The organism is Rhodococcus sp. 06-156-4, from assembly GCF_002259345.1.
GTDB classification, from domain to species: domain Bacteria; phylum Actinomycetota; class Actinomycetes; order Mycobacteriales; family Mycobacteriaceae; genus Rhodococcoides; species Rhodococcoides fascians_E.
Genome location: NZ_NPGB01000008.1, coordinates 195,037 through 218,386, shown reverse-complemented (window position 1 = coordinate 218,386; position 23,350 = coordinate 195,037). Strand labels below are relative to the sequence as shown.

Sequence of the window (23,350 nt, the reverse complement as noted above, 5' to 3'; positions counted from 1 at the left end):
TACCGGAATCGGAAGAAGATCAGCGCGATGCCCACCTCCGACGTCGAAACACGCCTCGAGCGAATCGAATCACGCACTGCCATCGGCGAACTCCCTATTCTCTACTGCCTCGCCATGGACGAACGGAACGCCGCCGGGATCAGAGCCCTGTTCACCGCCGATGCGACCATGCGGTCCGCCGACGGTGTGTTCTCGGCGTCGGGCATCGACGCCATCGTCGACGTCTTTCAGGGCAGATTCGACGCGCTCGGGCCGACGAATCACGTCACACACGGCCATGTGATCCGATTCGACGACGGTGATCACGACCGCGCCGTCGGGATTGCCGTCGGCCATGCGGAGTTGGTGCGCAACGACGTACCCATGGTGACAGCGTTGCGATATCGCGACCTCTACCGACGCGTCGACGGCACCTGGAGGATTCAGGATCGGTTGATGTCCTACATGTACTACCTACCCACGAGCGAGTACTCGGACGGGCTCGGTGATCCGAACAGCATGCGCGCCTACGGAGATCGGCGGCCGGCGGACTGGCCGGAGTCACTGCACGCGGGTGACGCTTCCTGGTTGGAGCAGTTCTGGTCCTAGCGGCTCGGCGGGTGCTTCCCATCGGCGGTGGCCGAGCAGAGCAACAACTGAACACAGCACCACGAAAACCACTCCTGCCGTTGCCATCCCCGTCGCGCTCCCCCATGCAGTCGACACCGCACCGGTGACCAGCGCCAGCACGGCAGTCAACCCGTAACAGAACGAGGCGAATCGTGAGGCGATACGCCCCTGCTCGACGGCAGATGCGCCGCGCGTCAAGATCCGGAGCCCGCATGCGTACGCGAACCCTTGCCCGAGCCCCCAGCAGACACAGCCGGCCAGAACGAGAATCAAGCTCGACGAGAGCACCCCGGCCGCGCACAGGATGGCCCCGGCAGCGATGAGAATCAACGACTGGATCGGCCGCAGCGCCGTCCGTAGAGCGGTGAAGACGAAGGGCGAGAGCCACGCGATCGACAGCAACACAACCGGTGCGAGGGCGCCGACGATCAGCGACGAACTTTCCGTCTGCTCACGAACAGCCGTCGGCAAGATTCCGACGGCGATTCCGCCGATCGCCCATCCAGCGAGGCCGATTCCGTAACCCGCGGCGCGAGCGCGGGTGTCGCGCTCGGTGTCGAACGCCTCGGCATCGACAGATTCAGGTTCGACGAGAGCAGCGCGCAGGATGTCTCGCGCGCGATAGAGAGCGAAGACAAGAACGGCCACCACCGTCACGAGCAGGCCCGTGTGGATCACGTAGACAGTCGTCGTCGGGCCCGGAAGGTACTCGGCTGTGACAGCTCCGAGGATCAGACCGACGAACGACCCGAATATTGCCCCCGAGGCCGCGATGGTGCGTCCCTTCTCACCACGCGCCGCTACGGCGATGGTTGCAGCCGCACCCGTGGCCACCCCGACACACGTGCCGGTCAGATACCTGCCGACGAAGAGTGCGACGACGGAATCGCCGCCCATCATCAGTGCGACATCGGCGACGATCCCGCCGGCCACGGACCCCGGCAACAGCAGCCACGCATAGCGAGTGAGATGCGTGCGTGCCATCACGGTGAACGTCACGACCAATGCCACGAGATAGGTGGCGAACAGCGCAGACACCGTGAACGTCGAGAGTGCCATCCGGTCTGCATACATCGGAAGCAGCGGCCCGGGCACGTTCGATCCGACGACGAGTGCAGCAAACGCTGTTGCTGTCGCGGCGCCCAGCATTCGCCGCCGGTGGGCAACACCTGCGATATCGGCTCCGGTCTGTGCCGTCACGGACGGCCGAGAGAGGAGAGCGCGTCGCGCAGGGCGTCGGGAATCGGAGCTTTGAGTCCGTCGGGTCCTCGCACGGCGTACTTGATCTTGCCGTAGGCGACGCGCTCGCCGACGCGCGTGAACGGGAATCCGACGATGTAGGACGTGGTCCCGAGGTGATCGAGTTCCATGCCGCAATCGATCTCGTCGAACACACGGCACGACGTGAGATAGGTGCACTCGGAACCGAATCCGACCGTACCGACCCCGATGGCATCCATCATCGTGTGGCTGTCGAGACCGTAGGAATGCAGCCACACGCTGTAGGTGCGTTCCATCCAGGGGTAGTTCATCGCGAAGTACGAGATACCGATGGCATCGCAGTCTCCGTAGGCGAGTGTGAAGGTCTGGCTAGTCGGATGGTCGACCATCTGCGGCACCTCTTTCTGTACTCACTTTCTAACATCCCACCCTTTACACTAATCATTATCATGGTTATGGTGACAGGAGTCACATGTAAAGGTGCGCATCAATCGAACGCCGCACGTGGACAGCATCGTTCGGTCTCATCGAAGGAGCATGAAGTGAAAACCATCGGAGCCTTGATCTGGGAGCCCGGCACGCGGTCGGGCTGGAGTGTGGAAGAGATCGAGATCGATCCGCCCAAGAGCCGTGAAGTGCGCATCAAGCTCGCAGCCTCGGGAATCTGCCACAGCGACGACCACGTCGACACCGGCGACATCCCGCTCGACTGGGCACCCATCATCGGTGGTCACGAGGGTGCAGGTGTCATCGAGGAGCTCGGTCCCGACGTCACCGGCTTCGAGGTCGGCGACCACGTCGTGCTGTCGTTTCTTCCGTCGTGCGGGCACTGTCAGATGTGCACCATCGGCCGCTCGAACATGTGCGAGATGGGCGCAGGGGTGCTCGCCGGCTTCGCACCCGACGGAACCCATCGCGTGCATGCTCGCGGTCAGGGCGTCGGACCCTTCTCGTTCCTCGGAACCTTCTCGCCGTACGTCGTCGTCAACATCGATTCGTGCGTGAAGATCGGGAAGGACATTCCCCTCGACAAGGCTGCGTTGATCGGCTGCGGTGTCCCCACCGGCTGGGGATCCTCCGTCTACGCGGCCGAGGTTGCTCTCGGTGAAACCGTCGTCGTCATCGGTACCGGCGGCGTCGGCATGAACGCCGTCCAGGGCGCTCGCCACAAGGGCGCGAAGAACATCGTCGCCGTCGATCCCGTCGAGTACAAGCGCGACCAGGCGAAGCTCTTCGGTGCAACGCACACCGTCGAAAACCTGGATCAGGCCAAGGAACTCGTCGACACGCTCTCCAACGGCCAGGGCGCAGACAAGGTGCTCATCACCGTCGACATCGCCTACGGTCACCTCCTCAACCCAGCACAGGAAATGACGCGACGCGGCGGCACCCTGGTGCTCACCTCTGCGGCCCCGGTCACCCAGCGCGACGTGCCATTCGATCTGTTCACCTTCGCGATGTCCGGAAAGCGCCTGCAAGGCACGTTGTACGGAACCACGACGGCCCGCCGCGACATCCCGTTGATCGCCGACATGTACCGCCGCGGCGAATTCATGCTCGACGAGCTGGTCACCAAGACCTACAAGCTCGAACAGATCAACGAGGCCATCCAGGACATGCGCGACGGCAAGAACATCCGCGGCGTCATCATGTACGACGAGTAGGAGGCTCGAATGAGTGTCAGTGAGATCATTTCCGCAACACATACCTACGCGTTGGGATTGGACAAGTTCGATCCCAAACTGGCTCTGAGTGCGTTCGCCGTCGACGCCGTGTGGGATGCGACGCCGGTGGGCCTGGCGAAGTACGAAGGGCACGAGGCAATCCTCGACTTCTTCGAGCGCGATGCCGAGCAAGTGAAGGATCAGTTCCACATCATCACCAACCACATCGTGCACTTCGATTCCGATACCGCCGCGCACGGTACCAACTACGTGTTCTCCGAGGGCCACACCAACGGCGGTGGGGCGTTCAAAGCGATTGCGCTGAACGAGGACACGTACGTCCGCACCGACGACGGGTGGAAAATCGCCTCCCGCGTCATCTCGCCCCTCACCCCGCCTCAGATGGAGGGGTTCGAGGCCTGACAGCTTCTCGATCAGCGGCGTGTGTGCGAGAGCTGCGTACACACGCCGCTGACGGGCGTGGGAAGGAGACTCATGGACCGACTCGACGTACTGATCGCCAAGGACGCGATCCGCGACCTGGCAGGCGCCTACTCGATGGCGGTGGACGACCACGACATCGATGCGGTCCTCGGGATGTACACGCCCGACGCCACATTCGCAGTGGCCGGCAGTACGCTGCGTGGCCACGACGAGCTCCGAGAGTTCTACATCGGCAGCATGGACCGCTACACCACCATGCTGCACACTCCGGAGATTCACCTCATCACCGTCGAGAGCCCAACCACTGCAACGGGCCGAATGACCGGACACGCCGAACTCGCCGTGCGAGACACGTTGATGCTGACTGCTTTTCGCTACGCGGACCGATACGTCCTGGAGGGTGAGTGGCGATTCCAGCACCGCGAGGTCACCTTCATGTATGCGGTGCCGTTCGAAGCCATGAGTGCGAGCTTCCGCACGAACAAGCGGATCAGGTGGCCGCAAACTCGGTACGCCGAAGCGGATTATCCCGAGTCCGCGCCCACCTGGAGCACCTACCGCCCCTGATCAAGAACTGGTTCGACCACCTCGCCCGTCACCGGGCATCTTCGTCGAATCGTGGCTGACGGCGATGCGAACAGGCTCGACTTCGAGAACGACGCGCTCAGGGCTGTCCAGCAGTCGCGCGAAGGCGTCGGGATCTCCTGGCGCGAGATGCCGCGAGAATTCCGGATAGAACCATGCTTTCACCGCAGCGTCCTCGTGCACAGTGGCCCTGCCTCGAATCGAGACCATCCGGCGGCCCGGCAACGACGTGCCGGCATTGGAGATCACCAAGCTCACGCGAGAGTCGCGCACCGCTGCGCGAACGTGCGCCCGGCCTGCGGCCGCCGTCAACCAGAACCTGTCCCTGGTGAACAGGTAACTCATGACGACGCCCGCGGGCCAGCCTGCTTCGGTGGTGAACGCGAAGGTGCACTCGGTCTGGGTCGCGATCAACTCCGAGCGCCCCTCGATCGATGCGCGCACCGACGAAAGATTCTCGTTGTCGTCGATTCCCACCCGACTCACGAGTCGGAGGACCCGTACGGCACGAACGCTGCGGTCGACGTCGGCAGCGCCATGACTCTGTCGACGAAGATTCGCTTGTGCTTGATCTTGAGATCTCCGTCGACCTCGACCAACGAGTCGGAGTAGCGACCGAAGATCCGGGACGTGCTGCCTGGGTCGAACAAGGTCGCCTCGAAGTAGGCGTCGATGCGGACGCCGTCGTCCTCTACCGTCACCAGAGTGTTGGTGACGACGTGGCGTGACACCTCGGTCTCGGACGCCGCGAACGCACGGTAGATGTCGAGGAAGTTCTCTATCCCGCGCTTCTCCTGGGTGGTCTGTGTGACGGCTATGTCCTCGACCGCCAGATCGCGCAGTGTATCGAGATCACCGGAGTCGGCTGCCCAGGCATAGGCCGTCAACGTCGTCTGCGCGCGGTAGGCGAGGTCTTGGTCGACGAGAGATGTTGTCATGATGGTCCTTTCACTTGACGTATGCGCCCGCATCCACGGGCAGAGTGACACCGGTGACGTATCTGCCTTCGTCACTGGAGAGATAGAGCACGGCATTGCTGATATCGACAGGGTCGATCCACGGCACCGGCAGGGTGTTGAGAGACATGAACCCAGCCATGGCCTTGTCCTGGGTCGGCTCCGGATCTCCCGGCGCGAACATCGAGTACGTCCCCGGGTTCTGGATCATGATGGTGTCGACGTTGGTGGGATGCACGGTGTTGACGCGAATCTTGTACTGACCGAGCTCGTTGGCCATCGTCCGCATCAATCCGACGATGCCGTGCTTCGCAGCAACGTAATGGGCTACGTGCTGAATGCCTTTGAGCCCGCCGATCGAGCTGGTGAACACGATGGATCCGCCGTTTCCGGCTTCGATCAGCGAAGGAATGGCGACCTTGGCGGTGTGAAAGACACCGGTGAGATTGACGTCGATCATGTCCTTCCACTGCTGCGATGTCAGTTCCCAGGACAACCCGTACGTCGCGATCCCCGCGTTGGCGACAACGATGTCGACGCGCCCCAACTCCGCGACACCCTCGTCGAACACTGCCTGCAACTGATCGAGGTCGCGGACATCGGCTCGACGGGCGAAGATGCGACGATCGAGGGCCTCGACCTGCGCAGCCGTCTCGGCCAGTTCATCCTCGGTGGCAAGTGGGTAGAACGGGGTGACCGTATCGATGTTCTCGCAGATGTCCACGGCGATGATGTCGGCGCCTTCCTGCGCCAATCTGACTGCATGCGAGCGCCCTTGGCCGCGTGCCGCGCCGGTGATGAATGCTACTTTACCTTCGAGCCTTCCGGTCATACGGAGTCCTTCGGTAGTAGTACGGTGCCGGTTCCGGTAAGGACCTCGGCGCCGCCCATGACGGTCAGGGACAGTGAACAGTCGACTTGCAGTCCGTCGGGCCTTTCGGCCACCGCCGTCACGCTGCCCGATGCCTCGAGCCTGTCGCCCTCGAACACGTTGCCCAGGAATCGGAATCGATAGTGAGTGATGCGATCGGAGCCCCCGGCCCACTGGCCGAGCATCGACAGCACGTACGCCATGTTGCTCGGGCCTTGGTTGACGGTCTTGTCACCCATGCCCAGCTCGGCGACGGCCGCGCGATCGAAATGAATCGGGTTGGGGTCACGCATCAGCGCCGACAGAAGCTTCATCTTCTCCGGATCGACGCTCTCGATGATGCGGCCCGGGATAGACTGACCCACTTCGATACTCACGTGACCTCCCCTCGGCGCGGGAAGACGATGGAGTTGGTCGTCGACGCGACGAGCTCGGCCTGCGCGTCGAGCACGTCCAAGCGGTAGCCGACGATGTCGAACACTCCTGTCTTCTTACCTGTCTTGCGCGCCGCCGAGACGATTTCGCCACGGACCGTGTAGGACTCCCCTGTCTTCAACGGGGTGCGGACAGTCGTATCGGTCTCGCCGAACATCGGACCGTCTGCTTCGGTTGCGGCGAAGACGTCGAACAGTTCGTTCCACGTCCAGCCCATCGATCCGGTAGCGACGAGGAACACGAACGTAGGATGCGAGGCCCCGTCGTCCGGCGCGCAGTCCATGGCGTCGAGCACCAGGGTGACCCACCAGTTCTCCAACGTCCTGGTACCGCCCGGCATTCGGGTTCCGACGAGGGCCGTCAGTTCGTCCTCGGTCATACGCTGCGGCCCGCCGCCTCCCAGTAGGGTGCCCGCAAGTCGCGTTTCATGATCTTGCCGGTAGGCGCCTTGGGCAGCGCCGAGACGAAGTCCACCGACCGCGGCTTCTGGTACGACGCCAGGTTCTTCTTGGCTACGTCGATGATGTCCTGTTCGGTGGCCGTCGTTCCAGGTTTGAGCACGACGACGGCTTTGACGGCCTCACCCCATTCGTCGTCGGGGATACCGATCACAGCGCATTCGAGCACGGACGGGTGTGCGCCGATAGCTTCTTCGACCTGAACGCTGAAGATGTTCTCGCCGCCGGAGATGATCATGTCCTTGGCTCGGTCGACAATGTAGATGTAGCGATCCTCGTCCCAGGTGGCTATGTCGCCGGTCCACATCCATCCGTCGCGCAGCGTGTCCTTGGTCAGTTCCGGCCGATTGAGGTAGCCGATCATGTTCGATTCCGATCGGACGACGATCTCACCGGGGGTCTTGCCGTCCCGTGGGACTTCCTCACCGAAAGCATCGACGATGCGAATGGTGGTGACGAAACCTTCGCGGCCGCAGGACTTCAGACGATGCACATCGTGACCCTTGACCGCGGCGAGGTGATCTTCCTGGGACAGGAATGACATCGTCGTGCCCTCGGTCTGCCCGTATCCCTGAATCAGCGTGCAGGGGAACGACTCGAGTGCCGCACGCACGATGGTCGACGGCATGGGCCCGCCACCGTATTGGATGTTGCGGAGGCTGCTCAAGTCGTAGGACGCGAAGTTCGGGACGGCCATCATCCAGTTGAGCATCGTGGTGATGCCAAGGAATGCAGAGACCTTCTCGGCCTCGATGATCTCGAGTGCTTGCTGCGCTTCGAAGTTGACCAGCACCACCGGACAACCGTGCTTCATGTAGTTCATCGAGAGAACAACGGGAATGTGGTACATCTGGCCGGTGAGCATGTACACATCGGTGGGCACGACGCGTTCTGCCACAGTCTGATTGAGCATCCCGTTGGCGGCACTGGTGTGCGTGTGGATCGCACCTTTGGATTCGCCGGTGGTCCCGCCCGTGTAGAGGATGAAGAACGGATCGTCGCCGCCGATCGACGGCGTCCAGATGGGTTCGGCCGCGCTCGAGCGAGCGAGAAGTTCGTCGTAGGAACCGTCGGAGTCGGCGCCGAACTCGAGCCAGTTGTCGACGTTCACCGAGCGTTGCAGCTCCCGCTTGGTCTCGGACCATTCCGCGGCGGTGATGATCACTTTCGGCGCCGCATCGGAAATCAATCCGATGAGCTGCTTGATCCCGAGACGCCAATTCAGTGGCTGCAGAACCAGTCCTGCCCGTCCGGCAGCGAAGTACAGCTCCTGAAACTCGACACTGTTGCGGGTCAGGACTGCGACGCGATCGCCTTTGTTCAGGCCCAAGCCTCGCAGTCCGTTGGCAAGCCGTCGGACACGTTCGTCCAGTTCGGAGAAGGTGATGCGACGATCGTTCGGGACGTCGAACACGGCCTGACGGTTCGGCGTCAGCGCAGCCCACTTCGCGGGGATCAATCCCTGATTCAGCATGTCAGTGCCTTCAGTACGGGAGGTCGAGTGCGATGTGACGCTTGGAGATCAACCAGGTTCCGTCGACTTCGGTGAACTCGTCCTCGTACTTGCCGCTGGACAGAACGGTCAGTTTCCCTTCGGCCACCGAGATGATCACCAGATAGGCAACGACTTTCGCGTGCGTGGCATCGATATCGTCGATCAGAATGTTCGTTGTCAGATGGCGGCGCTGATCCGACTGCGAATGCGCCGAGCCGTTCATCAGCTCCATGATCGCGTCGAGTCCGTCGAACGGCCCGATGAGGTCGCCATCGGCGATCTTCATCGTCAGAACGGCATCCTTGGTGAACGACGCTTCGATCATCTCCGGATGATGATCGTCGTAGCCGAGCGCATAGCGGCTGAGAGTGTTCTCGATACCTGAACGGGACGACATGGCGGGCTCCTCGAGATGGTCGTGACGGTGGTCACATCAAGGCCAATCATAATCATCAATCACGTTGCGTCAAGGGCGATTTCGTGACATGCGTAGGATTGTGGACATGCCTGTGCCCGCCCGAGTACGGAGCATTCTCGGACGGGCGCACCGGGCTGGTACTACAGCAAATCGCCCTTGATCAATTGTTTGGCAAGCGAATCCAGAATCACTTCGGTAGAGCCCTCGTAGATCCGCATCGGACGAGCTTCCCGGTACAAGCGTTCGATGACGCTGCCGCGGGTGATGCCGTAACGGCCCATCACCTGAACGGCGCGATCGACCACTCGGCCGGCCACCTCGGTGGCCGCAACCTTGGCCATCGAGGACAGGTGCAGATTCGCCCTGGCGTCGCGCGCCGACGCCGCGGCGGCTCGGTACGTCAGCGAGCGTGCCATCTCGATATCGGTCCAGCACGTCGCCAGATGCTCGGGCACCGAGCCGAGCCTGGACAGACTGACGCCGAACTGTTCACGATTGTTTGCATGGCGTACAGCCTCTTTCAGCGCCGCATCGGCCAGGCCTACGGCTGCGCCCGCGACCGACACACGGAACGTGGCGAGCGTAGCGAGCACGAGCGAGAAACCCTTGCCCGGTTCGCCGATGCGATGATCGAGCGGCACACGAACGTCGTTCAAGATCACGTCGGAGAGCACGTGCGGCGCAATGATCTGATGCGGACGCTCGGTGGTGACTCCCGCTGCATCGGCCGGAATCAGCACCAACGAGTACCCGTCGCCCTCACGACCGAGAATGCTGTAGAAGTCCGCGTCTCCGCCGTTGGTGATGAAGGACTTGTGCCCGTTGACCACGAGCTGGCCGTCGACTTCCTCGATCGACGTCGTCAGCGCCTTGAGGTCCGATCCGACGTGCGGCTCGGTGAGTCCGAGCGCGGCGATGGCATCGAGGTTGGCCACCCGCGGCAGCCAGTGCTCCTGCATCGCGGGCGTGCCGCCGACCGACAGGCCGTAGCTGCCGATGCCCTGCATCGCGAAGAGGGAGTCGAGGTGTGCGCATTCGGCAGCGAGACGCTCGCGTACGACGGTCACCGCGAGCGAATCGACCTTCTCGAACCGGCCTCCGAACTGCTTCGGCACCGTCACCCCTGCGAGACCAGTGGCCTGCAGACGCTTGCGCACGTCCACATCGATGCTGTCCGACTCGTCGGCCCGTTCTGCAATATCGCGGACAGACTCTGCAAGCGCCCGCGCTTCTACCTGGAGTTCGACATACTTACTTGGGAGCTCGAACAGTCCCGCTGATTCTGACACCATGTCTCCATTCGTCAATCTATGATTACCATACTAAGGAATTGCCTACAGCGGTCCAGATCCAGGAGAAAACGATGCCCCAGTTCGACGCCCCCTCTCGTTTCGACCTCTCGGGCCGCGTCGCCCTGATCACCGGCGGCAGCCGAGGCCTCGGCAAAGCAATGGCGTTCGGGCTGGCCCAGGCAGGTGCTGACGTCATCATCGCGAGTCGCGATTTCGAGTCGTGCCAGGTGACGGCCAAGGAGATCGAGGACGCGACCGGGCGTCGGGCATTCCCGATCGCCGCCCACGTCGGGAAATGGGACGCACTCGACGAGCTGGTCGACACGTCCTACGAGCACTTCGGCAAGGTTGATGTGCTGATCAACAACGCAGGCATGTCGCCGCTGTACGACTCGGTGGACTCGATCTCCGAGACACTCTTCGACAAGGTCCTCGGCGTGAACTTGAAAGGTCCATTCCGCCTCGCAGCCCTGATCGGAACCAGAATGGCGCAGGGCGACGGAGGATCCATCATCAACATCTCGAGTGCGGCGTCGACCAAGCCACGGCCGGATGTGCTGCCGTACGCTGCCGCGAAGGCCGGCCTGAACGCCATCACCGTCGGACTGGCCAAGACCTTCGGGCCCACCGTGCGCACGAACGCGATCATGGCGGGCACCTTCCTCACCGACGTCTCCAACGCCTGGGACATGGAGGCTTTCAGCAAGCGCGCAGAGACCTTCGCAGCCAAACGCGGAGGCGACCCCAACGAAATCGTCGGGGCCGCCTTGTATCTCGCCAGCGATGCCTCCAGCTACACCACGGGGTCCATCATCACCGTGGACGGCGGGATGTAGGGCGGCTCCCAGTGTGTTCGGGGCGGCTCCGCCGCTCGAGCTGCACTACCTAGGACCGCAGACCCCGCCAGGCCATGGTGCCGCCGTCGACGGGGACATTGGTGCCCGTCATGAACGACGCCGCGTCCGAGGCGAGGAAGCACGCAACCCGGGCGACCTCGACGGGATCGCCGAGTCGCGGGATCAGGTGTGCGCCGCTCATGAAGCGTTCCTGCACAACCGGGTCTTCGGCTGCGTCGATATGCTTCTGCGCCATCGTGGTTCGAAAGCTGCCCGGCGAGAAGCTGTTGCACCGGACCTCGTTCGCCAGTGAGATCGCCGTTGTGCGGGTCAGCTGGATCACCGCGGCCTTGCTGACGGAGTACGCAGGCGTCTTGTACCCCATCATCCCGGACACCGAGGCTGCGTTGACGATGGATGGCCCTCGATCGGACGCGCGCAGATACGGCGCAGCGTATTTCGTTGCCAACCACATAGATTTGACGTTGATGTTCATGACCGAGTCCCACACGTCCTCGGGGAGGTCGACGATGTTGGCCTGCTCCCCCGACACGAAACCGGTGTCGATGACGCCCACGTTGTTGACGAGCGTGTCCAGCCCGCCGGCCGCGGAAACGGCGTCGTCGATCATCTGCCGGACCTGTGCACCGTCGGACACGTCCACCCGCAGCGCGACGCTCTTGGCACCAGCCGCTGCGATCAGCGTCTCGGTCTCGGCCAGAAGCTCGGGAGAGATATCCGCGACGATCACAGTCTCGGCCCCTTGGGCAGCGGCCTCGACGGCGATGGCCCGGCCGATTCCCGAGCCACCGCCCGTCACCAATACGCGCTTGTCTCGCATGTGTCAGCCTTCCTTCACGAGTGGTGGGTAACCAGTCACCGGCTCCGCCACCATGTCCATCGGCGCAGTTTCGTCGCGGGTGTGCTTCCACAGTGCGTAAGTTGCCAATGCACCGACCACCATCGGAACTGCGGCGAAGTAGTACAGCGTCTGCGGAGCGAACACTGCCAGCGCGTAGCCGACGGCGATCGGCGCCGAGATGGAGAACAACCGGCCGATACCCAGCATCCACCCGATGGCGGTCGAGCGTGCCCGAACGGGGTACAGCGGAGGGACGACAGCAGCAGCCGCGGTGATCGCGATATAGGTGAACAGTCCCACCGCGACGGTGAGCGCAATGGCAATCCCCGGGTGGCCGAAGAACGCCGCGAACGCAAGGATAGAGACTGCGGCAATCGCCATTGCCGTCCACAGCAACCGGCCCGCAGAGATCTTCAATGTCCACACACCGAACACCAGTGCTCCGACGAGTCCGCCGAGGCTGAGGATCAGGCCGGCGGTGGTTCCGAGTTCTGCGCTACCACTGGACTCTTTCACCAACTGCGGGGTCCAGGTGTTCGCGAAGTAGAACGCCGACATCAAGCACGAGTACATCAGCCACGTCAGCAGCGTCCGGTAGTACATGCCGTTCGCGAACAAGCCGCGAACCGAGGTGTTGTCCTCGACGACGGGGGCTACTGCGGGTCGGGCGTTCGGGTCGATGGCGGGGTTGTTCAGTTTGACGATGAAGCGGTGGATCTCGGCGTCGGCTTCCGGTGTGTTCTTGCTGATCAGGAAGTCGATCGACTCGGGAATCATGGCCAATGTGACCGCGACTGCCCCGGCAGTGATAACAGCGCCGAAGATGAACATGACCTGCCATGCGCCGTCGAAGGCAGCCACGAGCAGCGCTCCGATTCCGCCGCCGACGAGGCTGCCGAGTGGGAAGCCGATCGAGTACACACCCATGATGGTGTTTCGGCGCTTCTCCGGTGACAACTCCTGGACCAGTACGATGAGGCTGGCGGCCATTCCGCCGATACCGATGCCGGTGAGGAAGCGGGCGGCGATGAGTGCCTCGACGTTCGGCGACATCGCCGACGCAGCCAGGCCGATCAGGTTGAGGACGAGGCCCCACAGGATGAGGCGTCGACGTCCGATCCTGTCGGCAAGGGGTGCAAGGAATATCGATCCTGCCGCCATGCCGGCCAGGCCCGCGCTGAGAAGGTAGCCTTTCTCGGCGGTGCTGTCGAAGAATCCGTCGGGTAGGTGTGGGAGCACGAATCCCATCACGAACACGTCGAATCCGTCGATGGTGATGACCAGCAGACAGGCGGCCAACACTTTGTACTGGTAGCGGGAGATCGGCGATGTCTTGATCGCGGTCGAAACGTCCATCGTTGGTTCCATTCCGAAAGGTAAGGGGTTCAGTCGAGTACGAAGACGGGCACGTATTCGTACTCGTCGGCATCGCCGGATTTGTGGAATTCGGCGTGGACGGACGCGCCGGTCACAGGTTCGCGATCTTCTACGACCAGACGGGTCCACCACCAGGGGCCTTCGTCGAGTTCGACGACGGCAAGAATGTGCTGTGGAACAACGGTGCCTTCGGCATTGCGGCCGTACACGGTGGTCCACGAGATGATTCGGCCGCGGCCGCTGGCAGGTGTCCAGCGGTAGTCGGCGTCGTCCGGAACTGCGGTCTGTGGCGCGAGAAGTTCTCCGGTGCCGATCTTCTCGCGCAACAGGAACTCGCCGCGCGCAGTGCCGTCGAAGAAGTCGGCAGTCTGGGCGTCACGGCGGACAGGCGCAAGCGGGATGGACAGGATTGCAGTCATCGGCCGGCTCCCAACAGAAGGGTGGAATGGTGATCGAGGACGCCGCCGTTGCCGGAGACGAGCGCTGTGTCGTGCTTGTCGACCTGACGCTCCCCCGCCTGCCCGCGAAGCTGGATGACTGCTTCGGACAGCGGAGTCATTCCCCACATGTAATACGACGACAGCTGTCCGCCGCCGGTATTGACCTTCAGCGAGCCGCCCGGTCCGAGAAGACCTGGCGTCCCGACGAAGTCGCCGCCGGACCCCTTGTCGCAGAACCCGTAGTCCTCCAGCGAGATCAGCAGCGTGTAGGTATAGCAGTCGTAGAGTTCGACCAGGTCGATGTCCGTTGGAGAGAGCCCAGCGGCAGCGAACGCCTTCGGCCCGGATTGTGCTGCTCCGCTCACCAATCCGAAGTCGTCGTTGCGGCGCATGTAGTGCCCGGGATGCGACTGTGCCGACGCGAGAATGTCGACGGGTGGCTGCGCCAGATCTCTGGCGCGCTCGGCGCTCGTCACGATGACGGCGACGCCGCCGTTGGAGACGAGGCAGCAGTCCAGCAGATGGAACGGTGAGCTGATCATCCGCGAATCCTGGTGGTCGGCGAGGGTGATCGGATCACGCATCTGCGCAAGAGGATTCAATGCAGCCCAGGCCCGCTGCGCGACGGCCACCGACCCGAGCTGCTCGGAGGTGGTGCCGTAGGTCTGCATGTGCCGGTTGGCTGCCAGTGCGTACAGCGAGTTGGCACTGTTGACACCGGTTGATCCAAGAATCCCTTCCCAACCGACCCCGCCCGAGTTGGCCTGTGCATAGGACGCCCCGGTCGCGACGCGCTCTTTCAACGGCGCGTCCGCGAATACACAGGCCACCGCGGTGGCCTGTCCGGATTCGATGGCCGATGCCGCGAACTGAACCATCGCTCCGGCGGTCGAGCCGTAGGACTGCATCACCGACAGCAGCGACAGGTCTTCGAGACCGAGTTCTTGCGCGAGCGGCAAGCCGAGTTCGCCAGTGACTCCGCCGCTGATGAGAAGACCGTCGATCTCGCTCAGCTCGAGGTGCGCATCGGCCGCTGCCCGACGGACCGCGTCGGCGCCGAAGTTCGTCGCCGTCTTGCCATAGATCCGGCCCATCTCGGTCACACCGAGACCGGCGATCGAGGCTTTCATACCAGAGCTTTCTGGAGAGGCAGTTCGATTTCCATCGTTCCGGGTCCAACCGTGACGACGCCTTCGTTACGGCTGACCAGTTCGACCGCCACGATGCCTTTGTCGCCTCGAATCTCCTTGCCGACGACGGTGCCGTGCACGGTCGTGGTGGTACCGACGAGGTTGAACTTCTTCATTGCGAAGCCCTTCACCGATCCGATGACACCGGTCGGTCCTGCCCAGTCGCGAACTGCCCGCTCCCACATGCCCATCAGGAACAGCACGTTGGCGTAGGCCTCGGGTGCGCCGGAATCCTTGGCGTACTCGGAGTTGTGGTGGATTGAGTTGAAGTCGCGGTTCGACCCCGCCGCCATCACGAGTCGGTACATCGACAGCGGGTATTCGGGCACCGGGAGCTGCTCGCCCTCGGTGACGTCTTCGAAAAATCTCATGATTCGGAGTCCTCGGTCACGGGGTTGTAGGCGTAGACGACGTTGCGTACTCGCGCGACGACGTCGCCGCGGTCGCTGACGATGTCGTTCTCCCAGGACAGGAACGCCCCTCGGCCCAGCGAGGTCTGCTTGGGACTGCACGAGATCAGTCGTCGACCTCGGTTTCCGAGTCGTTCGCCGAGCAGGACCGGTCTGACGAAGTCGAGTTCCATGCTGGCCGTGAGGAACCCACTCGTCTCCGGTCCTGGATACGGGTCTTCGTTGTTGATCGGGCTTCGCGTCGGCTGCGCGTCGCGATCGGCACTGCCGTACAGCGTCTCCTCACCGGGGTTGCGCATCGCTGCGATCGCCCAGGACAGCAGGCCAGTGGACGGCGCAATCACACCGTCGAACCCAGCGCCGCGGGCAGCATCCTCGTCGTAGTGAATAGCACTGTCGAGCTCGAGCGGTTCAAGATACCGGCGGACAGTTCCGGACTCGACCGGATCACCGCCCCAGCGAATACTGCCGTCGGAGAAGTCCTCGCCTACCCGGACGACGAGTTCGTCCCAGTCCGCCACCCAGGACGGCCTGACGTCCGTCAGTTCTGTCGTCATGTCAGTGCACCTTCACTTTCCAATGTTTCGATCTGCTCGGCGGTGAGGCCGAGGATGTCACCGAGTACGTATGTGTTGTCCTGGCCGCACACCGGGGCCGCTCGGTCGACGGACAATGGCGTGTCGCTGAGCTGGTACCTAGGGCCTTCGATCGTCACTCGTCCGTGCAGAGGGTGGTCGAGTTCTACCAGATGCCCTCGGTGTCTCAGCTGTGGGTCCTCGCAGAAAGCCTGGCTGTCGGCCGAGACGTGTGCGGCAATACCGACGCGTTGCAGAAGATCTTCGAGGTCCTGCGAACGATGCCGCACGGTCCATCCAGCAACGAGATCGTCGAGTTCGTCGCTGTGCCGCAGTCGGACGTCGAGCGTGCGGAAATTGGTTGAGGCGTCGGGAAGATTCATGACCGTGGCGAGCATCCGCCACTGGTCGTCGTCGCCGACGGTGATGGCCACGAACCGTCCGTCGACGCAGGGGTAGACGCCGTTGGGAGCGAACGCTGCGTCGCTGTTGCCACGCCGCGCGACGACCGTTCCCTCGGCCGAATACTGGGCCAGATAGGGCGATTGCAGGAAGGCACCGCACTCGACCTGCGAGATGTCGATGTACGCACCGACGCCGCTCTGCTCACGCTCGAGCAGGGCAGCGAGCAACGCCGCCAGGCCGAACCGCGGAGCCACGTAGTCGGTGTACGGGCCGAACGGTCCGAGCGGAAGCCGATCCTCCCATCCCACCGCAGATTGGAATCCCGACAGGGCGGCACCGACATTTCCGTAACCGGCGAGGCCGCTGTAGGGCCCGTCCTGTCCGTTGATGGAACTGCTCACCATGATCAGGCCCGGATTCGTCGCGCTCAGGCTCTCGTAGTCGAGCCCCCACTTCTTCATTCGCCCGGGTGCGTACGACTCGAGGACGATGTCGGCCCAGTCGGCAAGAGATCTGGCGACGGCACGTGCGGCCGGGAGCCGAAGATCCAACGACACACCGAGTTTGCCTGCATTCACATTTCCGTACAGCGCCGAATTCTCATGTCCTGCAACACCACCCTCGAAGGGAGGCATCAGGCGCGCGGTCTCGACCTTGGTGCCGGATTCCACGCGCACGACGGTTGCGCCTGCGTCGGCAAGGGCTCGCCCGACGAGTGGGCCGGCTACCACCCAGGACATGTCGAGGACCTTCACTCCGTCGAGTGGCTTGCTCATGACGCGTTCTCCATGACGCGCGTGCCTACCCAGTCGGTGAGAACTTCCTCGGTGTGTTGTCCCAACGACGGTGCGGGTGTGCGTACTTCGAGAGGCTCGCCGGCGACCTTCGCAAACGCACCGGGCATCCTGATCTCGCGACCTGCATCGTCGACGACGGTCGAGTAGAAGCTCCGTGCGTCGAGTTGTGGGCTCGCAGCAACGTCCCCGGTGTCGTAGATCGGCACGCACAGCAGACGGTGTTCGCGTGCCGCTTCCAGCACAGCGTTCTTCGTCTTGCCGGCCAAGAACTCGGCGACGGCGCCGCGGGCCTCGTCGAATCGAGCGTCGTCGAATTCCCCGCGTGCCACCATGTCCGGAATTTCGCGCCAATCGATCGACGCGAATCGCTCGTAGTCCGAATTCTCCGACGCCATCCACCCGAAGAACGCGGTGGTGAACGCACCGGAGGCGCGTCCGACAGTGAGATGGAATTCGATGAGACCGTCGGCGCAGCGCCATTTCTTCTTGGCGGGATCGGTACCGGAACCGCTACCGGACTGATCGATCTTCTTCACCGGACCATCTACGAGTTTTTCCCACTCCGGGGCTACATCACCTGCGGTGTGGGCGAGAACCCTTCCCAGCGTCGCTGTTCCGAGACATGCCTGCGCGGAGACATCGACATGCTGACCGCGACCGGTGCGTGTCCGTGCCAGCAACGCGAACAATGCGCCGTCGGCGGCATCGGCGGCGGCATGGAGAAAAGCCTGCGGAATCGAGATCCTGACCGGTGGCCGATCTGCCTCCCGATGCGGGTCGAGCGGTCCTCCCGCAGCCCAGACCACGAGGTCACTGGCCGCGTATCGCGCCTTCGGCCCGGTGGATCCGAACGCCGAAATCGAGACGTAGACCAGGCGCGGGTACAGGGTGTGCAACTTTTCGAATCCGAGCCCCAGGCTGTCCATCACGCTGGGTCCGGCCGATTCGATCACGACGTCGGCCTGAGCGATCAAGTCATGGAGTCCCGCTGGATCCTCGAAGTCGATCGCGATGCCGCGCTTGTTGGCCGCATAGGTGTCCCAGAAATACGATCCACGAGGTCCGAGTGGCTCGGCTGTCCGCGCCGAGGATCCACCGAGCGGCTCGACCTGGACCACGTCGGCTCCGAGATCGGCAAGCATTCGGCCTGCGAGCAAGCCACGCTCATCAGTGAAGTCGAGCACGCGGTACCGCTCCAACAGCGCCATTGCGCCCACCAATCATGAAAAGGGAGAACACCTTCCGAATCAGCAGGAAGGCGGAACGTTTCTGAACGTTCTTCGTCCGTAACTAGGAAAGTACACTCTCCCCTGACACGAATCAATGGTTTTCAGTGGTTCAGGTCACAAATCTTTCGAACGAGAAGGAGACGGCTGTGCCGGACACCTCCAAGACGGGGCGCCCACGCGACCCCGACCTGGAACGACGCGTGTTCGATGCCGCCGTCGACATCTTCGGAACCCAGGGATGGGCCAAGTTCTCCATCGAAGCCGTCGCGCGTCAGGCCTCCGTCGGAAAGGCGTCGATCTACCTTCGGTGGCCGAACAAGAACACCCTGCTGCAGGACGCCATCGAGGACCGCATCACCGTCGTCGCCACTCAGGATTCCGGTGACATCAAAGCCGACCTCCTCGAACTCGCACGCCAGACCATGCGGCTCTACCTCGGCGGAGCAGGACGAGCGATTTTTCGCATGGCCATCGAGGGGGATTCCATCCCCGGCGTCACCGACCAATTCGCGCTCTTCCGCGACTCGCAAACCCTCGCCGCACGCGAGATGGTCCGCAAAGCCATCGCCCGCGGTCAGCTCCCCGCCGGCACCTCGGTGACGCTGCTGCTCGAAACCTTGCTCGGCGCAATCATTCTGCACACCCTCAGCACACCGAAGAAGCTGGACGACGCAGTGCGGGCGCACTCCGAAGAGTACGCCCGCACCTTGGTCGACCATGTACTGCGAACTACGCGCTGACGATCCCGCGCGTGGCGAGGTCGCTGAGTTCAACTGCACTCAAGGACAACTCCGCCGTAAGAATCTCGGCTGTGTGCTCCCCGACCCCAGGCACCCCGTCGTACACCGGACCGTCGTAGCTCTTCATGTGCAGGACCGGACCCGGCATCAGAACTTTGCCGAGTACGTCGTTGCCCGTGATCTCCACCAACGTGCGTTCCAGGAAATGCGGATCCTCCACCACGTCCGATGCGTCGTTGACCGGTGCGCTCACCACCTCGAACTTCTCGAGCACCTCGAGCACCTCGGTGCGCGGCATGCTCTTGCACCAGTCGATGACCATCTGCTGCACGTCGTCGTTGTTCCGCAGGCGATCGGCATTGGTCGCGTAGCGAGGATCGTCGATGACCTCCGCTTTGCCCATCGCCGCGAACAATCGCTTGGCGATAGCCTGATTGGACGCGGCGATGGACAGGAACTTCCCGTCGGCCGCCTCGTAGATGCCGCGAGGTGACGCGGCTCCGGTCGAATTACCGATGCGCTGCTGAATCTCGCCCGTCGCGGTGTACTTCAGGAACATGTCTCCGACGATGAACATCAGCGGCTCGTACAGCGCGACATCGACTTCCTCACCGAGACCGGTCTTTTCCCGCTTGAACAACGACATCGCCACGCCCATCGCTGCGGACAGGCCCGCGATGGAGTCGGCGAAACCGAACGGCGGCGAGGTGGGAGGCGAGTCCGGCCAACCGTTGACGTTGGCGAATCCACTGGCCGTCTCGGCGACGGTGCCGAATCCCGGCAGCAGGCGGTTCGGCCCGGTCTGGCCGAAGCCGGACACGCGAGCCAGAACGAGCCCGGGGTTGTCCTTCGACAGTTCCTCGAAGCCGAGTCCCCACGATTCGAGACGCCCTGGCCTGAACGACTCGATGACTACGTCGGCGCCGGCAATGAGACGCTTGACCAGCGCACGACCTTCGGCATCGCGCAGATCGATTCCCACCGACCGCTTTCCTGCGTTGAGCCGCGAGAACCCGAGAGACAAGCCCTTCTTCTGCGGAATCCACTGCCGTGCATAGTCACCCGAGGCTGGGTCCTCGACCTTGATGACCTCCGCGCCGAAGTCACGCAGCATGCGCCCTGCCGTCGGCGCGGCGTACATCGTGCCGAGCTCGACGACCTTGATGCCCGCGAGCGGACCGGTGGCGCCCATCAGATCCTCCACTGGATGTGCTTGACCTCGAGGTATTCCTTCATGCCCCACTCGCCGAGCTCACGGCCGACTCCGGACTTGCCGTAACCGCCGAACGGTGCGTCGGGGCGCATCGAGCCACCTCCGTTGATCCACACCGTTCCGGCCCGGACCTGCTCCGCGACCCGCCTGGCCTCGATCGGATCGTCGCACCAGACGTTCGCCGCGAGACCGTAGTCGGTGTCGTTGGCGAGACGGATCGCTTCCTCGGTGTTCTTGAACGGCACGATCACCGCGACGGGTCCGAAGATCTCCTGTTGCACTGCCCGTGCGCTGTGCGGAAGTCCGCCCAGCAGAACCGGATTGACGAACCATCCCTTCTCCGGCAGCGGCTTGGTGACTTGGAGCAGCTTCGTGCCGCCCTCGGCGACCGATCCGTCGATGAAACCGTTGACGCGGGCCTGATGGTCGGGCCGGATCATCGGTCCGATGTTCGTCGCGGGATCCCATGGGTCGCCGACGACCATCTGATCGAACGCCGATGCGCCGGCTTCCAGGAACTCGTCGTACACGCTGTCGTGCACGAGAAGCCGTGCGAGCGCTGCACATCCCTGGCCGCCGTTACGTGCCCAGCGAAGGTGCATCTCGACCGCGATCTTCTTGACGTCGACACCCTCGAGCACGATGTTCGGGGACTTGCCGCCGAGTTCGAGCGTCACACCCGTCAGGTTGGCCGACGCCTGCTCCATGATCTTCGCGCCGACGCCGTCGGACCCGGTGAACGAGACGCGATCCACGCCACGATGCGACGAGAGTTGTTGTCCCACATCGGCACCGCCGATGATGACGTTCATGACGCCCGGCGGCAGGCCGGATTCCTTGATGAGGTCGCCGAGGAACAGGGTGGTGAGCGGGGTTCGCGGCGACGGAAGCAGCACGACGGTGCAGCCCGCCGCCAGCGCGGCGCCGAACTTGAAGATCGCGAGATTGAGCGGATAGTTGTATCCGGTGATGGCGGCGACCACGCCGACGGGCTGGTGGACCACGTCGCTCATCGTCGGAACCGGCTTGTCGTATTCGCCGAGATGGATCGTACGATCGGTCTTCGCAGCCTCGGCGGCCCAGCGCAGGTGCTCGTCGACGGCCATCTTCACCTGCAGGTACGAGGCCAGCGACACCGGGCACCCCACCTCGTTGACGATCGAGGGTAGCAACCGGTCCGCGGCCTTCTCCAGCGCGTCGGCGAAGCGGTGGATGTGCTTCGAGCGCTCTTCTCCACTCAGTGCGGACCACGCCGGAAATGCCCTCCGCGCTGCGGCGACTGCGTCATCGACCTGGCTGCTCGACGCTCCCCCGACGGTCGCGATGACCTCTTCGGTGGCGGGGTTGTAGACGTTCCACGTCTCACCCTGCGGCTGGGCATCGGTATCGCCGATCAGCAGAGTCCTGGTGTCCGGTACCCACGTCTGATCTATCTCCGCCACGGCAGTCATCTCACGCACCTTCTTTCTGTAGTTCTGCAGGCAGCTTGGCCATCAAGCCGACGCGCTCGAGTACGCAGACGATCTCGTCGCGCTGGTTGTAGCCGATGTGCTCGAACCACACGATGCCGGAGTCGTCGCGGCTCTTGGATTCGCGCTTGTTCTTGATGGTGGTCTCGGCACGCAGAGTGTCACCGTGAAACACCGGATTGGGAAAGGTGATCTTCTCGTAGCCGAGATTGCCGAGGGTGGTTCCCATGGTCAGTTCGGGTACGTGGAACGCACCGATCAACGCAACGGTGAAGAGACTGTTGAACAGTCGCTGACCGTGAATCGTGCCCTTGCAGAACTCCGCATCGAGGTGTAGCGGCTGAATGTTCATCGTCAGCGAGGTGAACATGACGTTGTCCATCTCGGTCACAGTGCGGGTCATCGCATGCTTGTAGTGCTTACCGACCTCGAACTCTTCGAAATACAAGCCTCGCATTTACTTCTCGCCTCTCTTGGTGATCGCTTCGGCGCGCTCCAGCCACTGAACTGCTTTGTCGTAGTGCGCCTTGTCGATGTGCAGACCTCGGTACCGCAGTGCACCGGTCCCCTGCACCTCTGCCTTTTCGTATGCTTCGGCCAACCCTCGGTAGAACTCGATGTCCTGCTCGGACGGGCTGAACACATCGTTGACGGTCTCGACGTGCGACGGGTGGATCGCGATCATGCCGCGGAATCCGAGCTGACGACCTTTGACCGCGAATTCCCGAAGACCATCGAGATTTTCAAGGTCCTCCCACAATCCGGTCAGCGCGTGGATCTTCGCTTCTCGGCACGCGAGGAGAACCCGGCTACGCAGATAGAGGGTTTCGAGCCCCTCGGGCGTCCATTCGTATCCCACCTCGCGGGCGATATCGGCGTGCTCGGCCGACGGGCCGATCATCGCGCCCACGCGCGGCGATGCCGTCGCTACCTCGAGGGAGTTGTGGATCGCCTTCACGGTCTCGACCGGCACGATGTACTCGAGGCCGTCGACACCGTTGCGTGCCTCGAAGTGGTCGAGCAACGTGTCGTACTGCAGCACGTCGACGGCCTTTTCGATCTTCGGCGCGAACACTCCGGTCAGCCCGGGGACGACGACGGCTTCCAGATCGGCGCCGGTGAGCCGAGTCGCGAGCGGGTTCACTCGAACGAACAGTCCCACATCGGGATTGGTCTCGCGCACTCGTGCGATGGATTCTGCGACGGTGCCGCGCGCAGCCTCTTTCTCCGCCAGGGGCACCGAGTCCTCCAGGTCGAGTACGACGCAGTCGGCGCCGGACGCGACGGCCTTGTCCACCCACCGCGGCCGGTGACCGGGAACGAACAGGATCGAACGATACGGCTGCATGTCAGAAGTCC

Annotated in this window: 28 protein-coding genes; 6 read left to right on the top strand and 22 right to left on the bottom strand. The window is 63.1% G+C overall.

Annotated elements, in window-relative coordinates; genetic code table 11:
* Positions 1-27 precede the first annotated feature (27 nt).
* Complete coding sequence (locus CH290_RS04245) at positions 28-588, top strand: nuclear transport factor 2 family protein (RefSeq protein WP_033190161.1); 561 nt, start codon at positions 28-30, stop codon at positions 586-588.
* On the opposite strand, the gene CH290_RS04240 is transcribed toward CH290_RS04245, so the two are convergent.
* Entirely contained in the window at positions 541-1,809 is a 1,269-nt protein-coding gene (locus CH290_RS04240) for an MFS transporter (protein WP_230621061.1), read from the bottom strand. The genes CH290_RS04245 and CH290_RS04240 overlap by 48 nt on opposite strands.
* The gene (locus CH290_RS04235) at positions 1,806-2,219 is read right to left on the bottom strand and encodes an acyl-CoA thioesterase (protein WP_020110866.1); all 414 of its coding nucleotides are present in this window, start codon (positions 2,217-2,219) and stop codon (positions 1,806-1,808) included. The genes CH290_RS04240 and CH290_RS04235 overlap by 4 nt, the downstream gene beginning before the upstream one ends.
* A 153-nt stretch (positions 2,220-2,372) precedes the next feature.
* Here CH290_RS04235 and CH290_RS04230 point away from each other — a divergent pair, with 153 nt between their 5' ends.
* The 3 genes from CH290_RS04230 (at position 2,373) to CH290_RS04220 (ending at position 4,505) form a co-directional block, all read left to right on the top strand.
* Complete coding sequence (locus CH290_RS04230) at positions 2,373-3,494, top strand: NDMA-dependent alcohol dehydrogenase (protein ID WP_020110867.1); 1,122 nt, start codon at positions 2,373-2,375, stop codon at positions 3,492-3,494.
* 9 nt (positions 3,495-3,503) lie between these two features.
* A complete protein-coding gene (locus CH290_RS04225; protein WP_020110868.1) occupies positions 3,504-3,917 on the top strand; it encodes a nuclear transport factor 2 family protein in 414 nt (137 codons plus the stop codon).
* A 72-nt stretch (positions 3,918-3,989) separates the two neighbouring features.
* Positions 3,990-4,505, top strand: coding sequence for a nuclear transport factor 2 family protein (locus CH290_RS04220; RefSeq protein WP_033190160.1), 516 nt, complete (start codon positions 3,990-3,992; stop codon positions 4,503-4,505).
* Here the strand turns inward: CH290_RS04220 and CH290_RS04215 are convergent, their stop codons facing one another.
* The 8 genes from CH290_RS04215 to CH290_RS04180 all read right to left on the bottom strand — a co-directional run bounded on the left by CH290_RS04215 (position 4,506) and on the right by CH290_RS04180 (position 10,448).
* Positions 4,506-5,009: a pyridoxamine 5'-phosphate oxidase family protein gene (locus CH290_RS04215; RefSeq protein WP_019663170.1), complete on the bottom strand. Its 504-nt coding sequence runs from the start codon at positions 5,007-5,009 to the stop codon at positions 4,506-4,508.
* Complete coding sequence (locus tag CH290_RS04210) at positions 5,006-5,461, bottom strand: nuclear transport factor 2 family protein (RefSeq protein ID WP_019663169.1); 456 nt, start codon at positions 5,459-5,461, stop codon at positions 5,006-5,008. The genes CH290_RS04215 and CH290_RS04210 overlap by 4 nt, the downstream gene beginning before the upstream one ends.
* A 10-nt stretch (positions 5,462-5,471) precedes the next feature.
* Positions 5,472-6,311, bottom strand: a complete 840-nt coding sequence (locus CH290_RS04205) for a mycofactocin-coupled SDR family oxidoreductase (RefSeq protein WP_033190159.1) — start codon at positions 6,309-6,311, stop codon at positions 5,472-5,474.
* Positions 6,308-6,727 carry a MaoC family dehydratase gene (locus CH290_RS04200; RefSeq protein WP_020110871.1) on the bottom strand — a complete coding sequence of 140 codons (420 nt, stop codon included), beginning with the start codon at positions 6,725-6,727 and terminating at the stop codon, positions 6,308-6,310. The genes CH290_RS04205 and CH290_RS04200 overlap by 4 nt, the downstream gene beginning before the upstream one ends.
* On the bottom strand, positions 6,724-7,164 hold the full coding sequence (locus tag CH290_RS04195; protein ID WP_019663166.1) for a hypothetical protein: 441 nt from the start codon (positions 7,162-7,164) through the stop codon (positions 6,724-6,726). The genes CH290_RS04200 and CH290_RS04195 overlap by 4 nt, the downstream gene beginning before the upstream one ends.
* On the bottom strand, positions 7,161-8,717 hold the full coding sequence (locus tag CH290_RS04190; RefSeq protein ID WP_020110872.1) for a class I adenylate-forming enzyme family protein: 1,557 nt from the start codon (positions 8,715-8,717) through the stop codon (positions 7,161-7,163). Before CH290_RS04190 ends, CH290_RS04195 begins: the two co-directional genes overlap by 4 nt.
* 10 nt (positions 8,718-8,727) lie before the next feature.
* Positions 8,728-9,135, bottom strand: a complete 408-nt coding sequence (locus tag CH290_RS04185) for a nuclear transport factor 2 family protein (protein WP_020110873.1) — start codon at positions 9,133-9,135, stop codon at positions 8,728-8,730.
* A 161-nt stretch (positions 9,136-9,296) separates the two neighbouring features.
* Positions 9,297-10,448 carry an acyl-CoA dehydrogenase family protein gene (locus tag CH290_RS04180; RefSeq protein WP_080748779.1) on the bottom strand — a complete coding sequence of 384 codons (1,152 nt, stop codon included), beginning with the start codon at positions 10,446-10,448 and terminating at the stop codon, positions 9,297-9,299.
* Between the two features lie 71 nt (positions 10,449-10,519).
* Between CH290_RS04180 and CH290_RS04175 the strand changes: the two genes are divergently transcribed.
* Positions 10,520-11,284, top strand: coding sequence for an SDR family NAD(P)-dependent oxidoreductase (locus tag CH290_RS04175; protein WP_027498649.1), 765 nt, complete (start codon positions 10,520-10,522; stop codon positions 11,282-11,284).
* A gap of 49 nt (positions 11,285-11,333) precedes the next feature.
* Here the strand turns inward: CH290_RS04175 and CH290_RS04170 are convergent, their stop codons facing one another.
* From CH290_RS04170 to CH290_RS04135, 8 genes are read right to left on the bottom strand one after another with little or no spacing between them, the layout of a single operon-like run.
* Entirely contained in the window at positions 11,334-12,125 is a 792-nt protein-coding gene (locus CH290_RS04170) for an SDR family NAD(P)-dependent oxidoreductase (RefSeq protein WP_020110876.1), read from the bottom strand.
* Between the two features lie 3 nt (positions 12,126-12,128).
* Positions 12,129-13,502 (bottom strand): MFS transporter, encoded by a 1,374-nt coding sequence (locus tag CH290_RS04165; protein WP_020110877.1) that lies wholly within the window; start codon positions 13,500-13,502, stop codon positions 12,129-12,131.
* Between the two features lie 29 nt (positions 13,503-13,531).
* Positions 13,532-13,942 carry a Zn-ribbon domain-containing OB-fold protein gene (locus tag CH290_RS04160; protein ID WP_033190158.1) on the bottom strand — a complete coding sequence of 137 codons (411 nt, stop codon included), beginning with the start codon at positions 13,940-13,942 and terminating at the stop codon, positions 13,532-13,534.
* Positions 13,939-15,093 (bottom strand): thiolase family protein, encoded by a 1,155-nt coding sequence (locus tag CH290_RS04155; protein ID WP_020110879.1) that lies wholly within the window; start codon positions 15,091-15,093, stop codon positions 13,939-13,941. Before CH290_RS04155 ends, CH290_RS04160 begins: the two co-directional genes overlap by 4 nt.
* Positions 15,090-15,524 carry a hotdog family protein gene (locus tag CH290_RS04150; protein WP_020110880.1) on the bottom strand — a complete coding sequence of 145 codons (435 nt, stop codon included), beginning with the start codon at positions 15,522-15,524 and terminating at the stop codon, positions 15,090-15,092. Before CH290_RS04150 ends, CH290_RS04155 begins: the two co-directional genes overlap by 4 nt.
* Entirely contained in the window at positions 15,521-16,120 is a 600-nt protein-coding gene (locus CH290_RS04145; RefSeq protein ID WP_033190157.1) for an FAS1-like dehydratase domain-containing protein, read from the bottom strand. The genes CH290_RS04150 and CH290_RS04145 overlap by 4 nt, the downstream gene beginning before the upstream one ends.
* Entirely contained in the window at positions 16,117-17,319 is a 1,203-nt protein-coding gene (locus tag CH290_RS04140; protein WP_020110882.1) for a CaiB/BaiF CoA transferase family protein, read from the bottom strand. Before CH290_RS04140 ends, CH290_RS04145 begins: the two co-directional genes overlap by 4 nt.
* Positions 17,316-18,548, bottom strand: coding sequence for a CaiB/BaiF CoA transferase family protein (locus tag CH290_RS04135; RefSeq protein WP_020110883.1), 1,233 nt, complete (start codon positions 18,546-18,548; stop codon positions 17,316-17,318). Before CH290_RS04135 ends, CH290_RS04140 begins: the two co-directional genes overlap by 4 nt.
* Before the next feature lie 167 nt (positions 18,549-18,715).
* On the opposite strand from CH290_RS04135, the gene CH290_RS04130 reads away from it, so the two are divergent.
* On the top strand, positions 18,716-19,309 hold the full coding sequence (locus tag CH290_RS04130) for a TetR/AcrR family transcriptional regulator (RefSeq protein ID WP_020110884.1): 594 nt from the start codon (positions 18,716-18,718) through the stop codon (positions 19,307-19,309).
* Here CH290_RS04130 and CH290_RS04125 read toward each other — a convergent pair.
* From CH290_RS04125 to CH290_RS04110, 4 genes are read right to left on the bottom strand one after another with little or no spacing between them, the layout of a single operon-like run.
* On the bottom strand, positions 19,299-20,501 hold the full coding sequence (locus CH290_RS04125; RefSeq protein WP_027498651.1) for a CaiB/BaiF CoA transferase family protein: 1,203 nt from the start codon (positions 20,499-20,501) through the stop codon (positions 19,299-19,301). The two genes, CH290_RS04130 and CH290_RS04125, sit on opposite strands and share 11 nt — an antisense overlap.
* Positions 20,501-21,973, bottom strand: a complete 1,473-nt coding sequence (locus CH290_RS04120) for an aldehyde dehydrogenase family protein (protein ID WP_026347434.1) — start codon at positions 21,971-21,973, stop codon at positions 20,501-20,503. The genes CH290_RS04125 and CH290_RS04120 overlap by 1 nt, the downstream gene beginning before the upstream one ends.
* 1 nt (position 21,974) lies before the next feature.
* Entirely contained in the window at positions 21,975-22,448 is a 474-nt protein-coding gene (locus CH290_RS04115; RefSeq protein ID WP_019663150.1) for a MaoC family dehydratase, read from the bottom strand.
* Positions 22,449-23,339 carry an HpcH/HpaI aldolase/citrate lyase family protein gene (locus tag CH290_RS04110; RefSeq protein ID WP_019663149.1) on the bottom strand — a complete coding sequence of 297 codons (891 nt, stop codon included), beginning with the start codon at positions 23,337-23,339 and terminating at the stop codon, positions 22,449-22,451.
* Between the last annotated feature and the right edge of the window lie 11 nt (positions 23,340-23,350).

What these genes read in the sequence shown, in the direction of transcription:
- CH290_RS04150 (WP_020110880.1), bottom strand. Translation starts at nt 15,524, where the DNA reads ATGAGATTTTTCGAAGACGTCACCGAGGGCGAGCAGCTCCCGGTGCCC.
- CH290_RS04245 (WP_033190161.1), top strand. Translation starts at nt 28, where the DNA reads ATGCCCACCTCCGACGTCGAAACACGCCTCGAGCGAATCGAATCACGC.
- CH290_RS04155 (WP_020110879.1), bottom strand. Translation starts at nt 15,093, where the DNA reads ATGAAAGCCTCGATCGCCGGTCTCGGTGTGACCGAGATGGGCCGGATC.
- CH290_RS04180 (WP_080748779.1), bottom strand. Translation starts at nt 10,448, where the DNA reads ATGGTGTCAGAATCAGCGGGACTGTTCGAGCTCCCAAGTAAGTATGTC.
- CH290_RS04185 (WP_020110873.1), bottom strand. Translation starts at nt 9,135, where the DNA reads ATGTCGTCCCGTTCAGGTATCGAGAACACTCTCAGCCGCTATGCGCTC.
- CH290_RS04225 (WP_020110868.1), top strand. Translation starts at nt 3,504, where the DNA reads ATGAGTGTCAGTGAGATCATTTCCGCAACACATACCTACGCGTTGGGA.
- CH290_RS04190 (WP_020110872.1), bottom strand. Translation starts at nt 8,717, where the DNA reads ATGCTGAATCAGGGATTGATCCCCGCGAAGTGGGCTGCGCTGACGCCG.
- CH290_RS04210 (WP_019663169.1), bottom strand. Translation starts at nt 5,461, where the DNA reads ATGACAACATCTCTCGTCGACCAAGACCTCGCCTACCGCGCGCAGACG.
- CH290_RS04170 (WP_020110876.1), bottom strand. Translation starts at nt 12,125, where the DNA reads ATGCGAGACAAGCGCGTATTGGTGACGGGCGGTGGCTCGGGAATCGGC.
- CH290_RS04220 (WP_033190160.1), top strand. Translation starts at nt 3,990, where the DNA reads ATGGACCGACTCGACGTACTGATCGCCAAGGACGCGATCCGCGACCTG.
- CH290_RS04110 (WP_019663149.1), bottom strand. Translation starts at nt 23,339, where the DNA reads ATGCAGCCGTATCGTTCGATCCTGTTCGTTCCCGGTCACCGGCCGCGG.
- CH290_RS04120 (WP_026347434.1), bottom strand. Translation starts at nt 21,973, where the DNA reads ATGACTGCCGTGGCGGAGATAGATCAGACGTGGGTACCGGACACCAGG.
- CH290_RS04160 (WP_033190158.1), bottom strand. Translation starts at nt 13,942, where the DNA reads ATGACTGCAATCCTGTCCATCCCGCTTGCGCCTGTCCGCCGTGACGCC.
- CH290_RS04115 (WP_019663150.1), bottom strand. Translation starts at nt 22,448, where the DNA reads ATGCGAGGCTTGTATTTCGAAGAGTTCGAGGTCGGTAAGCACTACAAG.
- CH290_RS04140 (WP_020110882.1), bottom strand. Translation starts at nt 17,319, where the DNA reads ATGAGCAAGCCACTCGACGGAGTGAAGGTCCTCGACATGTCCTGGGTG.
- CH290_RS04145 (WP_033190157.1), bottom strand. Translation starts at nt 16,120, where the DNA reads ATGACGACAGAACTGACGGACGTCAGGCCGTCCTGGGTGGCGGACTGG.
- CH290_RS04125 (WP_027498651.1), bottom strand. Translation starts at nt 20,501, where the DNA reads ATGGGCGCCACCGGTCCGCTCGCGGGCATCAAGGTCGTCGAGCTCGGC.
- CH290_RS04165 (WP_020110877.1), bottom strand. Translation starts at nt 13,502, where the DNA reads ATGGACGTTTCGACCGCGATCAAGACATCGCCGATCTCCCGCTACCAG.
- CH290_RS04135 (WP_020110883.1), bottom strand. Translation starts at nt 18,548, where the DNA reads ATGGCGCTGTTGGAGCGGTACCGCGTGCTCGACTTCACTGATGAGCGT.
- CH290_RS04235 (WP_020110866.1), bottom strand. Translation starts at nt 2,219, where the DNA reads ATGGTCGACCATCCGACTAGCCAGACCTTCACACTCGCCTACGGAGAC.
- CH290_RS04175 (WP_027498649.1), top strand. Translation starts at nt 10,520, where the DNA reads ATGCCCCAGTTCGACGCCCCCTCTCGTTTCGACCTCTCGGGCCGCGTC.
- CH290_RS04205 (WP_033190159.1), bottom strand. Translation starts at nt 6,311, where the DNA reads ATGACCGGAAGGCTCGAAGGTAAAGTAGCATTCATCACCGGCGCGGCA.
- CH290_RS04195 (WP_019663166.1), bottom strand. Translation starts at nt 7,164, where the DNA reads ATGACCGAGGACGAACTGACGGCCCTCGTCGGAACCCGAATGCCGGGC.